This window comes from Ruegeria sp. CH8 (assembly GCF_056536985.1).
On record NZ_JBQFQR010000022.1, the window covers coordinates 48,844 to 63,708 of the forward strand.

At 58.5% G+C, this 14,865-nt stretch carries 13 protein-coding genes and 1 pseudogene; 9 read left to right on the top strand and 5 right to left on the bottom strand.

Annotated elements, in window-relative coordinates:
• Nucleotides 1–40: 40 nt before the first annotated feature.
• The 6 genes from ACR0ER_RS20455 to ACR0ER_RS20480 all read left to right on the top strand — a co-directional run bounded on the left by ACR0ER_RS20455 (nucleotide 41) and on the right by ACR0ER_RS20480 (nucleotide 7,029).
• Nucleotides 41–1,411, top strand: a complete 1,371-nt coding sequence (locus ACR0ER_RS20455; protein WP_480770520.1) for a glutamate--cysteine ligase — start codon at nucleotides 41–43, stop codon at nucleotides 1,409–1,411.
• A 70-nt stretch (nucleotides 1,412–1,481) separates the two neighbouring features.
• Nucleotides 1,482–2,555, top strand: coding sequence for a phenylalanine--tRNA ligase subunit alpha (gene pheS, locus ACR0ER_RS20460; RefSeq protein WP_480770521.1), 1,074 nt, complete (start codon nucleotides 1,482–1,484; stop codon nucleotides 2,553–2,555).
• A complete protein-coding gene (locus ACR0ER_RS20465; RefSeq protein WP_480770522.1) occupies nucleotides 2,552–3,121 on the top strand; it encodes a hypothetical protein in 570 nt (189 codons plus the stop codon). Before pheS ends, ACR0ER_RS20465 begins: the two co-directional genes overlap by 4 nt.
• Nucleotides 3,122–3,205: 84 nt before the next feature.
• A complete protein-coding gene (locus tag ACR0ER_RS20470) occupies nucleotides 3,206–4,000 on the top strand; it encodes a CE1 family esterase (RefSeq protein WP_480770523.1) in 795 nt (264 codons plus the stop codon).
• A 78-nt stretch (nucleotides 4,001–4,078) separates the two neighbouring features.
• Nucleotides 4,079–6,475, top strand: coding sequence for a phenylalanine--tRNA ligase subunit beta (gene pheT, locus ACR0ER_RS20475; protein ID WP_480770524.1), 2,397 nt, complete (start codon nucleotides 4,079–4,081; stop codon nucleotides 6,473–6,475).
• Between the two features lie 104 nt (nucleotides 6,476–6,579).
• Entirely contained in the window at nucleotides 6,580–7,029 is a 450-nt protein-coding gene (locus ACR0ER_RS20480; protein ID WP_480770525.1) for a YtoQ family protein, read from the top strand.
• A 63-nt stretch (nucleotides 7,030–7,092) separates the two neighbouring features.
• Here ACR0ER_RS20480 and ACR0ER_RS20485 read toward each other — a convergent pair whose 3' ends face one another.
• A complete protein-coding gene (locus ACR0ER_RS20485) occupies nucleotides 7,093–7,791 on the bottom strand; it encodes a glutathione S-transferase family protein (protein WP_480770526.1) in 699 nt (232 codons plus the stop codon).
• Nucleotides 7,792–8,006: 215 nt separating this feature from the next.
• Here ACR0ER_RS20485 and ACR0ER_RS20490 point away from each other — a divergent pair, with 215 nt between their 5' ends.
• Nucleotides 8,007–8,813: a mechanosensitive ion channel family protein gene (locus ACR0ER_RS20490; RefSeq protein WP_480770527.1), complete on the top strand. Its 807-nt coding sequence runs from the start codon at nucleotides 8,007–8,009 to the stop codon at nucleotides 8,811–8,813.
• A gap of 178 nt (nucleotides 8,814–8,991) precedes the next feature.
• Here the strand turns inward: ACR0ER_RS20490 and ald are convergent, their stop codons facing one another.
• Nucleotides 8,992–10,110: an alanine dehydrogenase gene (gene ald, locus ACR0ER_RS20495; protein ID WP_480770528.1), complete on the bottom strand. Its 1,119-nt coding sequence runs from the start codon at nucleotides 10,108–10,110 to the stop codon at nucleotides 8,992–8,994.
• A gap of 136 nt (nucleotides 10,111–10,246) precedes the next feature.
• Between ald and ACR0ER_RS20500 the strand changes: the two genes are divergently transcribed.
• On the top strand, nucleotides 10,247–10,705 hold the full coding sequence (locus ACR0ER_RS20500; RefSeq protein WP_170488558.1) for an Lrp/AsnC family transcriptional regulator: 459 nt from the start codon (nucleotides 10,247–10,249) through the stop codon (nucleotides 10,703–10,705).
• Between the two features lie 3 nt (nucleotides 10,706–10,708).
• Here ACR0ER_RS20500 and ACR0ER_RS20505 read toward each other — a convergent pair whose 3' ends face one another.
• A complete protein-coding gene (locus ACR0ER_RS20505; RefSeq protein ID WP_480770529.1) occupies nucleotides 10,709–11,548 on the bottom strand; it encodes a CPBP family intramembrane glutamic endopeptidase in 840 nt (279 codons plus the stop codon).
• Nucleotides 11,549–11,811: 263 nt separating this feature from the next.
• Here ACR0ER_RS20505 and ppk2 point away from each other — a divergent pair, with 263 nt between their 5' ends.
• Complete coding sequence (gene ppk2, locus ACR0ER_RS20510) at nucleotides 11,812–12,750, top strand: polyphosphate kinase 2 (RefSeq protein WP_480770532.1); 939 nt, start codon at nucleotides 11,812–11,814, stop codon at nucleotides 12,748–12,750.
• Between the two features lie 77 nt (nucleotides 12,751–12,827).
• Here the strand turns inward: ppk2 and ACR0ER_RS20515 are convergent, their stop codons facing one another.
• The gene (locus tag ACR0ER_RS20515; protein ID WP_480770530.1) at nucleotides 12,828–14,066 is read right to left on the bottom strand and encodes a CAP domain-containing protein; all 1,239 of its coding nucleotides are present in this window, start codon (nucleotides 14,064–14,066) and stop codon (nucleotides 12,828–12,830) included.
• A 353-nt stretch (nucleotides 14,067–14,419) separates the two neighbouring features.
• A pseudogene (locus ACR0ER_RS20520) lies at nucleotides 14,420–14,865 on the bottom strand (CAP domain-containing protein); the annotation flags it as partial.

The following is a 14,865-nucleotide window of genomic DNA, read 5'->3' on the forward strand; positions in this document are numbered from 1 at the left end:
TGACCAACTAGACAGACACATCAGGATCGGAGCGCGATTCATGTCCATCCCCCAATCCGGCGGCGGGCCGATCGAACGCCATGAACAACTGGCCGAATACCTGGAATCGGGCTGCAAGCCCAAGCAGGATTGGCGCATCGGGACCGAGCATGAGAAGTTCGGCTATTGCAAGGACACCCTGAAACCGCTGCCGTTTGAAGGAACGCGATCCATTGTGGCCGTTCTTGAAGGCCTGCGCGACCGTCACGGTTGGGCCGAAGTACGCGAAGGCGGAAAGCTGATCGGTCTGGAAAAGGACGGCGCCAATGTCAGCCTCGAACCGGGTGGCGCGCTGGAACTGTCGGGTGCCCCGCTTGAGACGATTCACGAGACCTGCGATGAGGTGAACACCCACCTGCGTGAGGTGAAGGATATAGCCGATGAGATTGGCGTGGGCTTCATCGGTCTGGGCGCGGCCCCGATCTGGACCCATGACGAGATGCCGCTGATGCCCAAGGGCCGCTATCGGCTGATGAACGACTATATGGAGGAGGTCGGCACCATGGGCCGCGCCATGATGCGGCGGACATGTACGGTGCAGGTCAATATCGACTTCGGCTCCGAGGCCGACATGGTGCAGAAACTGCGCGTAGCGCTGGCTTTGCAGCCGGTGGCGACGGCGCTGTTTGCCAACTCTCCGTTCTTCGAGGGCAAGGTGAACGGCCAGAAAAGCTGGCGCAGCTATATCTGGCGTCATCTGGACGACGCGCGCACAGGCATGCTGCCTTTTGTGTTCGAAGAAGGCTTTGGCTTCGAGCGTTACGTGCAATACGCGCTCGATGTGCCGATGTATTTTGTCTATCGCAACGGCGAATACATCAACGCGCTGGGCATGTCCTTCCGCGATTTCCTGCAGGGCAAACTGCCCGCACTACCGGGTGAGACGCCGACGCTGAGCGACTGGGCCGATCACCTGACCACCGCCTTCCCCGAAGCGCGGATCAAGAAGTTCATGGAAATGCGCGGTGCCGATGGCGGCCCTTGGCGGCGCCTGTGTGCGCTGCCCGCGTTCTGGGTTGGCCTGACTTACGATCAGGGCGCACTGGATGCAGCCTGGGACCTGGTCAAAGGCTGGGATGCCGAAACCCGTGAATCACTGCGGATCGAGGCGGCCAAAGACGGCCTGCAAGCACAGGTCGGTAACATCAACATGCACGATCTGGCGCGTGAGGTTGTTGCAATCTCTGAGGCTGGTCTGAAATCCCGCGCGTTCCCCGGTGCTGGTGGTCTGGTCCCCGATGAAACGCATTTCCTGAACGCGTTAAAAGACAGCCTTGAAACCGGCAAGGTTCCGGCTGATGAGTTGCTGGAACACTACAATGGCGACTGGAATGGCGACCTAACACGGGTGTTCCCGGAATACAGCTACTGATCCGCTTTGTCCGGGTTGCATTCGCGGGGCTGGCCCGCTAGCAGGTTGGCGACCAAATTCAGAGGGCGTCATGGACGATCTTAAGGCAAAATATCTGGGCCAAATCGCCGAGGCTGGCGACGAAAACGCGCTTGAGGCGATCCGCGTCGCCGCCGTGGGTAAAAAAGGTGAGGTCGCGCTGAAGATGCGCGAGCTGGGCAAAATGACCCCCGAAGAGCGTCAGGTCGCAGGCCCCGCGCTGAACGCCCTGAAGGATGAGATCAACTCGGCCCTGTCCGCCAAGAAATCCGCGCTGGCCGATGCCGCGCTGGATGAGCGTCTGCGCACCGAATGGCTGGACGTCACCCTGCCGACCCGTGCGCGCCGTCAGGGCTCGATCCACCCGATCAGTCAGGCGACCGAGGAACTGACCGCGATCTTTGCTGAACTGGGCTTCTCGGTGGCCGAAGGGCCACGCATTGAAGACGACTGGTACAATTTCGACGCGCTCAATATACCTGGCCACCACCCTGCGCGGGCCGAGATGGACACGTTCTACATGCACCGCGCCGAGGGCGACAATCGCCCGCCGCACGTGCTGCGGACCCATACGTCGCCGGTGCAGATCCGGTCGATGGAGAAACAGGGCGCGCCGATCCGCGTGATCTGTCCGGGCGGCGTCTACCGCGCCGACTATGACCAGACTCACACGCCGATGTTCCATCAGGTCGAGGGGCTGGCCATCGACAAGGACATCTCGATGGCGAACCTGAAATGGGTTCTGGAAGAGTTTGTGAAAGCGTTCTTCGAGGTCGACGATGTCGAACTGCGCTTCCGCGCCTCGCACTTCCCCTTCACCGAGCCGTCGGCCGAGGTCGATATCCGCTGTTCCTGGGATAACGGTCAGCTGAAGATCGGCGAGGGCGACGACTGGATGGAGATTCTGGGCTCGGGCATGGTCCACCCGAAGGTGATTGCTGCCGGTGGGATCGACCCCGACGTCTATCAGGGCTTTGCCTTCGGCATCGGCATCGACCGTCTGGCGATGCTGAAATACGGCATTCCGGATTTGCGGGCGTTCTTTGATAGCGATCTGCGCTGGCTGCGGCACTACGGCTTCGCGGCGCTAGATATGCCGAACCTGCATGGTGGTTTGTCGCGTTGACGGAACTGTTTTTTGGTGCGTGGGAATTGTTAGGTCCTGCCCAAGACTTTGTCGTCGCTATCGCAATATCTGTTGTTACGTCAATTATATTAAGGTTGATGCAAGAGCGTGTTAGTTTGACTTGGGGGTCGACCAGTTCAAACTTTCACCAATTTCAGCTAGGAGAGGATGGTGGCAACGCTTCAATCTGGACAGAAAAATTTTACGTCCAGAACCAAGGTAAAAAACCAGCGCGAGAAATCGAGATAGTTTTCAGAGCTCCTCCGACTAGTTACAATCTTTGGCCCCCTCGCGACCACAACAGAAAGGTTTTGGAGAATGGTAACTTTGTACTCCACATTCCTTCCATTGCACCTAAAGAACTGCTCATTGTGGACACGATCGATATTTCCTTGAATGATACTGAACTGTTAGCGGTTAATTGCCCGGATGTGATTTCCAAGCCGGTTGAATTTTTGCCCAATCGACAATTTGGAAGGCTTTTTAATTCAGTGATTCTATATTTGTTGTTCGCAGGATTGGTCGGCACAATTTATCTTATGTTACGGTTATTTGTCGGGAACTAACGATAGTGACGCGTGGCGCGGCTTATTGCTGACTTGCACGAGGTTGTGACGTGACAGCAGACGTGGAGTGAGTAGGCTCCGCCCATGAACTATCGACTGCTTTGCCTCCTGTTACTAACCGCCACCCAGGCGGCCGCCGTGGATACCTGCCACGGGGATTCTGCTTGCGACCTTGGCGACCGCTCGTATCATGTTCTGGAGCCCGATGGCTGGGACGGGCAAAGCCCTCTGCCCGTGTTGCTGCATTTCCATGGCTGGTCGCGGCAGGGGACGGTGGTGGTGAACCATGAACGCATCGCTGGGGCGACGAAACTGCGCGGCGTGCTGCTGGTGGCTCCGAACGGGTTGGGTAAAAGCTGGGATTTCTGGTCGGCGGATACCGGGGATGTGCCTTTTGCCGACCGGGTGCTGGAGGATGTCGCCAAGCGCTATCCGATTAACCCAGACCGTATCTATGTCTCGGGCTATTCCTTTGGCGGCGCGATGGCGTGGCGCTATGTCTGCCAGTCGGGCAATGATACGGCGGCGCTTCTGGCCGTTGCGGGCAGTATCCGTCAAACGGAAGCCTGCCCTGAGGCCCCGCGCGAGGTGCGCCATGTGCATGGGCTGGATGATACGGTGATGGATTTTCCCTTTGGGCCGGATGGCGACACGACATATCCCGTGGCGTTGTGGCGCGAGAAATACAACTGCAACGGAGCCACCCCGCGCGGGGATTGGAGCGTGAAGCCGTTCCTGACGCTCAGCCGTGTGGAATGGACCGATTGCGCGCAGGGGCAGGTGGTGCTGGACACCCATCCGGGCGGGCATTTCATCCCCCATGGCTGGATCGGCTGGCAATTGGACGAGCTTTTGGGCCGCACCCCCACCTATCCGTGACGCGCAGCGCTTGCACCCCGGCGCAATCTTTGCCATTGCCTGTGCCGACTGGATATCTGCCAAAAAAGGCCCCGTGCAATGAAATTCACTCTGTCCTGGCTGAAAGACCACCTCGACACTGACGCTTCGGTTGATGAAATCGCCGAGGCGCTGACCGATCTCGGGCTTGAGGTCGAAGAGATCGTGAACCCGGCGGACCGGCTGGCGGGCTTTACGCTGGGCTATGTGAAACATGCCGAGAAACACCCCGACGCCGACAAGCTGCGCGTCTGCAAGGTGGACACGGATGAGGGCGAGCTGCAGATCATCTGCGGTGCCCCCAATGCGCGCGAAGGCATCACCGTCGTGGTCTGTAAGCCGGGCATGTATATTCCCGGTTTGGATCTGACAATCAGCGTCGGCAAGATCCGTGGTGTCGAGAGCTTTGGCATGATGGCGTCCGAGCGCGAGCTGGAGCTGTCTGACGAGCATGACGGCATCATCGAACTGCCCTCGGGCGAGGTGGGCGACAAGTTCATCGATTGGCTGGCCGAGAATGACCCGTCCAAAGTTGACCCGATGATCGAGATCGCGATCACGCCGAACCGCCCCGATGCGCTGGGAGTGGCTGGTATCGCACGCGATCTGGCGGCACGTGGCGTTGGCACGCTGAAACAGCGCGACTACACGCCGGTGCCGGGGGATTTCGAAAGCCCGATCAAGGTGACCATTGATGAGGACACGCTGGACGGCTGCCCGCACTTCACCGGTCGTCTGATCAAGGGTGTCAAGAACGGCCCCAGCCCGCAATGGCTGCAGGACCAGCTGAAGGCGATCGGTCTGCGCCCGATCTCGGCCCTGGTCGATATCACCAACTACATGACCTACGACCACAACCGCCCGCTGCACGTGTTCGATGCGGACAAGGTGCAGGGCAACTTGCGCGTCCATCGCGCCAAAGGTGGTGAGAGACTGGTCGCTCTGGACGAGAAAGAATACACAATTCAGCCCGGCATGATGGTGATCTCGGACGACAAGGGTCCGGAATCCATTGCCGGTATCATGGGCGGCGATGAGACTGGCTGCACCGAGGAGACGGTGAACGTTTTCCTGGAAAGCGCGTTCTGGGATCATGTGCAGATCGCGCTGACCGGCCGCGCGCTGAAGATCAACTCGGACGCGCGGTATCGGTTCGAGCGCGGTGTCGACCCGGAATACACTTTGGAAGGGTTGGAGCAGGCGACGCAGATGATACTGGATATCTGCGGCGGTGAGGTCTCCAAGGTGGTTGAGGCGGGCAAAGCGCCGAACCACGCGCGCGCCTATAAGCTGGATGCCGAGCGTGTGCAGTCGTTGGTCGGGATGGATATTCCCGAAAGCGAACAGCGGCAGACCCTGACCCGTCTGGGTTTCCGTCTGGAAGGTGAGATGGCTCACGTGCCCAGCTGGCGCCCTGATGTGATGGGCGAAGCTGATCTGGTGGAAGAGGTCGCGCGGATCGCGTCCTTGACCAAGCTGCAAGGCAAGCCGCTGCCGCGCATTTCCGAGGGTATCCCGAAACCGGTGATGACCCCGACGCAGCGCCGTCAATCCATGGCGCGTCGCACCTGTGCAGCGTTGGGCTACAACGAATGTGTGTCCTATACGTTCATCGATCAGGCCTCGGCGGCGCTGTTTGGTGGCGGGGATGCGATGACACAGCTGGAAAACCCGATCTCGTCCGAGATGAGCCATATGCGCCCCGATCTGCTGCCCGGTCTGCTGCAGGCCGCCGCCCGCAATCAGGCGCGTGGCTTTGCAGATGTGGCGCTGTTCGAGGTCGGACCGGTCTTCCATGACGGAGAGCCCGGTGACCAGAAAACCCAGATCACCGGCCTGCTGGTTGGCCGCAACGGTCCCAAGGATGTGCACGGCGCCTCTCGCCCGGTTGATGTGTTCGACGCCAAGGCCGATGCCGAAGCTGTGCTGGCCGCCATCGGCGCGCCCGCCAAGGTTCAGGTCCTGCGCGACGGGGATGCCTGGTGGCACCCGGGTCGTCACGGCAAGATTTGTCTGGGCCCCAAAAAGGTGCTGGGCGTGTTTGGTGAACTGCACCCGCGTATCCTGCAGGCGATGGATATCAAAGGCCCGGCAATGGCGTTCACTATCTGGCCGGACGAGGTGCCTCTGCCCCGTAAATCCGGTGCCACCCGCGCCGCGTTGGAACTGCGTGACCTGCAAGCGGTCGAGCGTGACTTTGCCTTTGTCGTCGATGAAGGCGTCGAGGCGCTGACGTTGGTGAATGCTGCGGCGGGGGCCGACAAGGCGCTGATCGAGGATGTGCGCGTCTTTGACGAATTCATCGGTGGCAGCTTGGGTGAGGGCAAGAAATCTCTGGCCATCACTGTACGTCTGCAACCGACGGACAAGACGCTGAAGGAAAAAGACATCGAAGCGGTGGCCGAGAAGATCATCGCCAAAGTCACCAAGGCGACCGGCGGCGTTCTGCGCGGCTAAATCCTGATGTCCGGAAACAGATCAACGCGCCTACGGGCGCGTTTTCCGTTGGGCTTTCACTGATTGCATCATAAGTAAGCGTGGGAACAAAAGCGGAGTTTTTCATGGGCCTGAACGTTTACCTCTCTGGTGAAATTCACACTGACTGGCGCGAACAGATCATCGACGGTGCGCAGGGGCTGGATATCACCTTCAACAGCCCGGTCACCGACCACGCGGCCAGCGATGATTGCGGTGTGGCCATTCTGGGATCCGAGCCGAACAAGTATTGGCACGACCACAAGGGCGCGATGGTCAATGCGATCCGCACCCGCAAAGGCATCGCGGATGCCGATGTGGTCGTGGTCCGCTTTGGTGAGAAGTACAAACAGTGGAACGCGGCCTTCGACGCAGGCTATGCGGCTGCGCTGGGCAAATCGCTGATCGTGTTGCACGGCCCCGATCACCAGCACGCGCTGAAAGAGGTCGACGCCGCAGCGCTGGCGGTTGCCGAGCAGCCGAGCCAGGTGGTTGAGGTGCTACGCTATGTGCTGACAGGAAAGCTGCCGGGGTAAGACAACGCAACGGGCTTGCGGCCCGATACGGGTGCAAGCCCTGATTAAAAGGGTTTTGGGTGATCAGTCCCGGGCGGGTGTCACCAAGCCTTTTTGCACGGCTGGTCGCTGCAAAAATCGCTCAAGATAGGCCGCTACGTTGGGGTATTCTTCCCAGCCAACCAGATCTTTGGCGTCATAGAAATCCAGCCCGCGCAGCCAGGGCGCGATGGCGATGTCTGCAATCGAGTAGTCTCCGGCGATCCAGTCCTGCCCTTCAAGTTGCTGGTTCAGTACGTTCAACAGCCGCCTGGCTTCGTTGACATAGCGCTCTCGCGGGCGGGGGTCTTCGATCTCGCTGCCGGCGAACTTGTGGAAAAAACCAAGCTGCCCGAACATCGGGCCGACGCCGCCCATCTGGAACATCAGCCATTGGGTGATGCGATGCTTGTCACTTACATTTTGGCCTATGAACTTGCCGGTCTTCTCGGCCAGATACAGCAGGATCGCCCCACTTTCGAACAGGCCGAGGGGCTCGCCATCCGGACCAACAGGGTCGATAATAGCCGGTATCTTGTTGTTGGGGTTCAGCGACAGGAACTCGGCGCTTTTGACATCCGCATCCGATAAGGTGACCTTGTGTGCCTCATACGGCAGGCCGGTTTCCTCAAGCATGATCGAGGCCTTGACCCCATTGGGCGTGGGAAAGGAATAGAGCTGAATCCGGTCAGGGAACTGAGCGGGCCAGCGGGTCATGATGGGATGAGCGTTGACGTCCAGCATTGGGGAGGCTCCTGTTTCCATGGTCTTTGAAAGGTAAGTGGGCGGGGGTTAACTTTTAAGTCCTGCCACTGTGCATCTCTGGTCAACGGGTGTTTATCGGTGAACAACGGGGAAAACCGGGAAAACTGGCACCTAGACCAAAACGTAAATTTCGCTAAGAATTTAGCAAATCCCGCGCAACGACGCGGGTTTCTTACTGTAGAAAGGAGAGTCGCGTGGAAGAGGTCGTAACACAGGTGGGTGCGTTTGCCCCGCTGATCATAAGCGCGGTCAAAGCGCTGGTTGTTCTGATTCTGGGTTGGATCGTGGCCGGAGCCATAGGTGGCATGGTGCGTCGCCGGATCAACGCGACACCTCAGATCGACCCGACGCTGGGCAATTTCATGGCCAGCCTCGTCAAATGGGCGATTTTGGCCATGGTACTTGTGGCTGTTCTGGGTATTTTCGGAATCCAGGCTACAAGTATTGTTGCAATTTTGGGTGCTGCATCGCTGGCCATTGGTCTGGCGCTGCAGGGGACACTCAGCGATTTGGCTGCCGGTGTGATGCTGGTTGTGTTCCGCCCGTACAAGCTGGGCCAATATGTGGATATTGGCGGGACTTCGGGGACCGTCAAGGACTTGAACCTGTTCACCACCGAACTGGTCACGCCGGATAACGTACAGATCATCGTGCCCAACGGGCAATCCTGGGGTACGATCATCACCAACTACTCGGCGCATGACACGCGACGCGTCGATCTGGTGTTTGGCATCGACTATGGCGACAGCGCGGATGAGGCGATGCAGATCATTCTGGACGTTGCCAAGGCGGATGAGCGTATTCACAGCGATCCCGAGCCTTGGGTGCGGGTGACCAATCTGGGCGACAGTTCAGTCGATCTGACCGCGCGCTTGTGGTGTGATGCGGCGGATTACTGGGACGTGAAATTCGAAGTTACGAAAGCAGTGAAAGAGGCGTTCGACGCCAAAGGCGTGTCGATTCCGTATCCGCATTCGGTGGAGATTCACAAAGAGGCGTAAGCCTCCCGCCCGTCGACCGGGCATTGAAATGCCCTCCTCCGGTTGGGCCCGGCGCCGCGCTGATCGCGCGGCGCCGTTTCGTTTGTGGAACAGTAGCGCCTCACGCGACCGCGCCGCACCGCCCGGCCCAACGCTGTAAACGCCCTCGTCAGAGGGCGCTTTCAGGGGCGGGAGTGCTTCAGGATTTGATCACCACGTTGGGGGATACCACGTCGATCCCAAGGGCTTTGCCGACAGCATAGTAAGTCAGTTGACCTGCGTGGACGTTCAGTCCTGCCAGCAGGTGTGGGTCGTCCTGACAGGCCTGCCTCCAACCCTTGTCTGCGAGGGACAGCATGAACGGCATCGTCGCGTTGCCCAGTGCGATGGTCGAAGTGCGCGCAACCGCGCCTGGCATGTTGGCGACGCAGTAATGCATGATACCGTCTACGTCATAGATCGGGTCTGCGTGGGTGGTCGCCTTCGAGGTTTCAAAACAGCCACCCTGGTCGATGGCCACGTCCACCAGTACCGCGCCGGGTTTCATGGTCGACAGTTGCGCGCGGGTAACCAGTTTCGGGGCTGCGGCACCGGGGATCAGAACGGCACCGATGACCATGTCGGCATCCTGGATCAACTCGGCGGTCGCACCGGCGGTCGAATACTGGTTCTTGAACTGGCGGCCGAACACGTCATCCAGATAACGCAGACGCGGCAAGGACCGGTCGAGCACGGTGACATCCGCGCCCATGCCTGCCGCAACCTGAGCCGCGTGGGTGCCAACAACGCCGCCACCGATCACGACAACCTTGGCCGGGCCAACACCCGGAACACCGCCCATCAGAACGCCACGGCCACCATTGGCCTTTTGTAGGGTCCACGATCCGACTTGCGGGGCCAGACGGCCTGCAACCTCGGACATCGGTGCCAGCAGGGGCAGGCCGCCACTTGAATCGGTCACGGTCTCATATGCGATGGCCGTGCAGCCCGATTCCAACAGATCATGGGTCTGATCCGGGTCTGGTGCCAAATGCAAATAAGTAAACAGCAATTGGCCTTCACGCAGCATCTTGCGCTCAACTGCCTGAGGCTCCTTGACCTTGACGATCATGTCGGCGGAGGCAAACACCTCTTCCGCTGTATCAATGATTCGCGCGCCAGCGGCGATATAGGCGTCATTGTCAAAGCCCGCGCCGATCCCGGCATTGGTTTCGATCAGGACCTCATGACCACGTGCAACGGCCTCTTGCGCGGCGTTAGGGGTCATACCAACGCGGAATTCCTGAGGTTTGATTTCCTTGGGGCAACCGATCTTCATTTTGCTCCTCCATTCATAAACTGCCTAAATAATGGGCATTGTTGGGCGCAATTTCTGTGAAACTCTGCCCGCGATTGGGGTTTTGTTTGGGATATTCTCCGGTATTCTAGCAAAAACTTGCAATGGAATTGCGTCAATGAGCCTTGATACGACCGATAAAAAGATTCTGGCGGCCCTACAGCGGGACGGTCGTATGTCGAATGCCGAACTATCCGAGCAAGTAAATCTGTCTCCGTCAGCCTGCCACCGGCGCGTGCAGCGGCTCGAGGCGGACGGGTATATCCGCAATTACGTAGCGCTGCTGGATGCGCGCAAGATGAATGTGCCGACGACGGTGTTTGTCGAAATCACTTTGCAGGGACAGGCCGAAGAGCTGTTGGACGCGTTCGAAAAGGCCGTGGCCCGCATTCCGGACGTGTTGGAATGCCACTTGATGGCGGGCACTGCGGATTACATCTTGAAGGTCGTTGCCGAAAACACCGAAGATTTTGCCCGCATCCATCGCCAATACCTGTCGCGCTTGCCCGGGGTGGCACAGATGCAAAGCTCATTCGCGTTGCGCACGGTGTTCAAGACCACCGCCCTGCCGGTGTAACGCTCAGATCGGGCCGGGGTAGGTGAAAAAGGCCAGATGCAGGGCGTTAAAGCCGAAATGCATCAGAACCGGAACCCAAAGCCGCCCGGTCGCATAGTAGCCCAGGCCGCAGGCTGCCCCGAGGATTGATGCGAAGACCACCAGCGCCGGGCCTCCGCCCGCGTGGGCCAGACCGAATAACAAGCTGGCCGCAGCGATCCCGATGGTGGTCCTTGTTTTCGAGATGAACACCGATTGCAGGTAGCCGCGAAAAAAGGCCTCTTCGGTCAGGCAGGTCAGAAACAGGTTCGACAGCGCGAAGATCAGCCACCACGAGGGCAGGCCAATCTCGGGTCGGACCGCGCCGGCGGTAAGCCCCAGCAGGAATAGCGCGGGCAGCAGCATCAGGCCAACCACCAGTGGCGCGGCTTTGGTTGGTTTGACATCTTGGATCACTCCGGGCCAGGCCAACAGGACGGCAAACAAAACCAGCGGTTTGTCCAGGTTCAGATACATGGTGAAGTCTGTGCTACCCGGCCCGGCATGCACCTGATCCAGCACCAGCAGGTTGTGAAATCCCGGAACCAAATGCGACGCCAGTGCGATACACCATAGGATCAGTGCCAGATGCCCCGCTAAAGCCATAGGCCCGGACAGACGGCGCAGCCCCGCCGCGCCAAGCAACGCAAGGCCCACAATTCCAACCGCCAGCGGTGTGACGAGTCCAAGCGCCAGCGCGATGCAGCCGAGCATGGCCAGCAAGGTCAGGCCCAGCCCCTGACGACCTGACACAGCGCTTGTTTGCGCGGCAATCAGGATGAACCAGGGCCAAATAACGGGCAGAAGGGACAGGAAATGCGTCACGGTCGTCTCATACTTTGACGGATCATTTTTGCCGTTGGATTGTGTCCTGTGACAAGGGTGGAAACGGCAGCTTTATGCCAACCCGTTGGCAATGCGGCAATTCTGACGCTTGTATCCCATCGCTTGCGGGTTCAAATAGGGGAGAGACCGAACACCCGCCTGCGTTGCATGTATCAGTGTCCGCAACGCCTTCTTGGCGGGAGTATCATCAATTTCTCTGATGACATCAGGTGGTTACACGCGCCCTGTACGGTCCGGACCCGATGGATGATAAGGATGTGACCTTGGCTTACGAAAACGAAGACGCCCCCAAAGACTGGCTGGAAGCCGAGTTGGAAGACACGCTGGACGAAGATTTTGAGATTGAATTCAGCGAGCCCATGCTCTCGATGGAAATCCGCAAGATCTACAAGGACCAGCACCCCGATATGCTGGATCGCAAGGTCTATTTCCGCAACCTGCTGCGCCTGCAGGCCGAACTGATCAAGGTTCAGGACTGGGTGCAACATACCGGGGCCAAAGTCTGCATTCTGTTCGAAGGCCGCGACAGCGCGGGCAAAGGGGGGGTGATCAAGCGGATCACCCAGCGCCTGAACCCACGGGTGGCCCGCGTGGTTGCGCTGCCCGCGCCCAGCCGCCGCGAACAGAGCCAATGGTATTTCCAGCGCTATGTCCCGCACCTGCCTGCGGCGGGTGAGATCGTTCTTTTCGACCGCTCCTGGTACAACCGCGCCGGAGTAGAACGGGTCATGGGATTTGCCAACGACGATCAGGTCGAGCAGTTCTTTCAGGACGTTCCCGAATTCGAACGGATGCTGGTGCGGTCAGGGATCATCCTGCTGAAATACTGGTTCTCGATCACTGACGAAGAACAGCAGTTACGATTCCTTATGCGCATCCACGACCCGATGAAACAGTGGAAACTGTCGCCGATGGATCTGGAATCCCGCATCCGCTGGGAGGCCTACACTAAGGCTAAGGAAGACATGCTCTTCCGCACCAACATCCCCGAAGCGCCGTGGTACATTGTCGAAGGCAATGACAAGAAACGCGAACGCCTGAATTGTATCGAGCACCTTCTGACCAAGATTCCGTACACGGATGTGCCGCAGGAAAAGGTCAATCTGCCAGACAGGCGCTATAACCCGGAATACGAACGGCGCGTTCTGCCGGATGAGCTGCACGTGCCCAAAATCTATTAACTTGATCCCAAAGGGTAAAAAACAACCCGCCGTTCTGGCGGGTTTTCTATTTGGGCATCACAGCGCTCTGTCATAATTCAGATTATGAAATAGTCATCGTCCAGGCTGCTGAGACTGAAACCTTCGAGCCGCAAGGTGTTTCCTTCCCCGTCATCGATGAGAACGTCCGAACCTGATTGTTGAGCGTGATTTGCTTTCAGATCGCGGAAGCTGGTGATCGAATCCATGGACCGAATGTCGACGGTGTCCTTTTTGCCTAGGTCGGTGATGCGGTCATTTCCGGAGGTGAAGATAAACTTGTCCGCGCCGCCGCCGCCGGTCATGACATCGTCCCCGGCTCCTCCATTCAGCTTGTCCTTGCCACCACCGCCGCGCAGATTGTCGTCGCCATTACATCCGTACAGTTTGTCTTTACCGCCGCCCCCGTTCAAATAGTCTTCGCCGTTGCCACCATAAAGCTTGTCCTTTTTGCCACCGCCATACAGTCTGTCGTTGCCGTCCTGACCGTACAGCTTGTCTTTACCGCCGCCACCTTTGGCGTAGTCATCTCCGGTACCAGCGTAAATTCTGTCGTTACCCGAACGTCCGTCCAGCTTGTCGTCGCCTTCACCACCGTAGAGTTTGTTGCCCTTTGACGAGCCCACCAGAATATCGTCGCCATCCTCGCCGTAGAGTTTTTTACCCTTTTTGAGAACCAGCCAGTCATCTCCATCGGTGCCTTGCTTGTTACCAGAAACGACTTTTCTGACCGGATCAGACGCAGTGTCCTCGGAGTCGGCAATGTTGCTTGGCGTAGTGTCGGCGGCGGGGGATGCGCTCGGGGCAGGTGGAGTGCCTGATCCGCTCGATGGACCACCGGTATCCAATTGAACGGACGCTGTTGTTCGGGCAAAATTCTGTGTTGCCATAATGGCACTGTAGCCGTTGAACTCGCCGGTTTCGATTCCAATGCCAATCACCGTGACATTGGGATCAAGGATATTTGCACGGTGCCCGGGGCTGTTCATCAGGCTGGTGTGCAAGTCGATGACGTCATCCGCCAGTCCCGACGCGCCACGGATGCTCTGCCAAGCGATATTCTCAGCGGATTGCCAGGCACCGGAAAAGTTGAAACCTGCGTCCCGCATTCGCTGAGTCGCACTGGAGCCACCAACCCCGGTGTGACTGAACGTATCGGTGTTCAGCATCCAACGGCTGTGATCCTCAGCCGCATCGTTCAAGCGAAGTTCCAGTTGAACCGGTTGCAAGCCGTTCTTTGCGCGTTCATTATTTATCAACGCGAGCATCTGACGCTCGAGTGTACTTGCAGTGGACAAAATTCTGCCTCCGGTGATTTGTTGTATTTTGTCCGGGACATTAGTGGCGAGAATTTGGCGACAGAAGGACACAATTTCGCCCTGTTCAACGATTGGCGGAGATCCACCGCAGGTTGACGTCCCATGTGCGGAAATCTGCGCATTCGGGGTGAAACCCCAAATCAGATCGATGATTAAAGTTGCGTTTGGAGCTTAAATAGGCACCTTCCCCCAGTGGGCTGGGCCTCGGGGGGGGGTCGTAAATTGGTGACATCCTAACTGGGCAAGCGAGTTCTTAGACTTGACCTTCGCACTGGGCGTTCTTGTGCGCCAGAGCGGGGCACTGTGAAGGCACCCCGCGCACGCTTATGGACTTAGACGAAGTCCACCATGCATACAGCGTCGAAGGACGCGAAGCTGAAGAAATCGTCCTGCATGTCCGAAGCCTTGTCCGCTGAAGCTTCTGGTGCGACCGGGGATTCGTCACACTTTCCCCAGTTCCACGAATAGTCGTATTCGACCGCAGCTGTTTCGATCACCGGAGAAGCGTTTAGTCTGAAATCGTCGATCCGAGCCAGCAAGTCACTCACTAAGTCTTCAATCTCGGCAAGGAACTCCTCTACGTCGAAACAGGCTCCGGACGCAGTGTCGGTTTCGGGCGTTTCGGCTACCGGTTCCTCGGTCTCGGTGACGTCAGTTTCGGGCGTTTCGGCTACCGGTTCCTCGGTCTCGGTGACGTCGGTTTCGGGCGTTTCGGCTACCGGTTCCTCGGTCTCGGTGACGTCAGTTTCGGGCGTTTCGGCTACCGGTTCCTCGGTCT

Excerpts from the sequence above, each read along its gene's own strand:
- ACR0ER_RS20455 (WP_480770520.1), top strand. The coding sequence starts at position 41 with ATGTCCATCCCCCAATCCGGCGGCGGGCCGATCGAACGCCATGAACAA.
- pheS (WP_480770521.1), top strand. The coding sequence starts at position 1,482 with ATGGACGATCTTAAGGCAAAATATCTGGGCCAAATCGCCGAGGCTGGC.
- ACR0ER_RS20470 (WP_480770523.1), top strand. The coding sequence starts at position 3,206 with ATGAACTATCGACTGCTTTGCCTCCTGTTACTAACCGCCACCCAGGCG.
- pheT (WP_480770524.1), top strand. The coding sequence starts at position 4,079 with ATGAAATTCACTCTGTCCTGGCTGAAAGACCACCTCGACACTGACGCT.
- ACR0ER_RS20480 (WP_480770525.1), top strand. The coding sequence starts at position 6,580 with ATGGGCCTGAACGTTTACCTCTCTGGTGAAATTCACACTGACTGGCGC.
- ACR0ER_RS20485 (WP_480770526.1), bottom strand. The coding sequence starts at position 7,791 with ATGCTGGACGTCAACGCTCATCCCATCATGACCCGCTGGCCCGCTCAG.
- ald (WP_480770528.1), bottom strand. The coding sequence starts at position 10,110 with ATGAAGATCGGTTGCCCCAAGGAAATCAAACCTCAGGAATTCCGCGTT.
- ACR0ER_RS20500 (WP_170488558.1), top strand. The coding sequence starts at position 10,247 with ATGAGCCTTGATACGACCGATAAAAAGATTCTGGCGGCCCTACAGCGG.
- ppk2 (WP_480770532.1), top strand. The coding sequence starts at position 11,812 with ATGGATGATAAGGATGTGACCTTGGCTTACGAAAACGAAGACGCCCCC.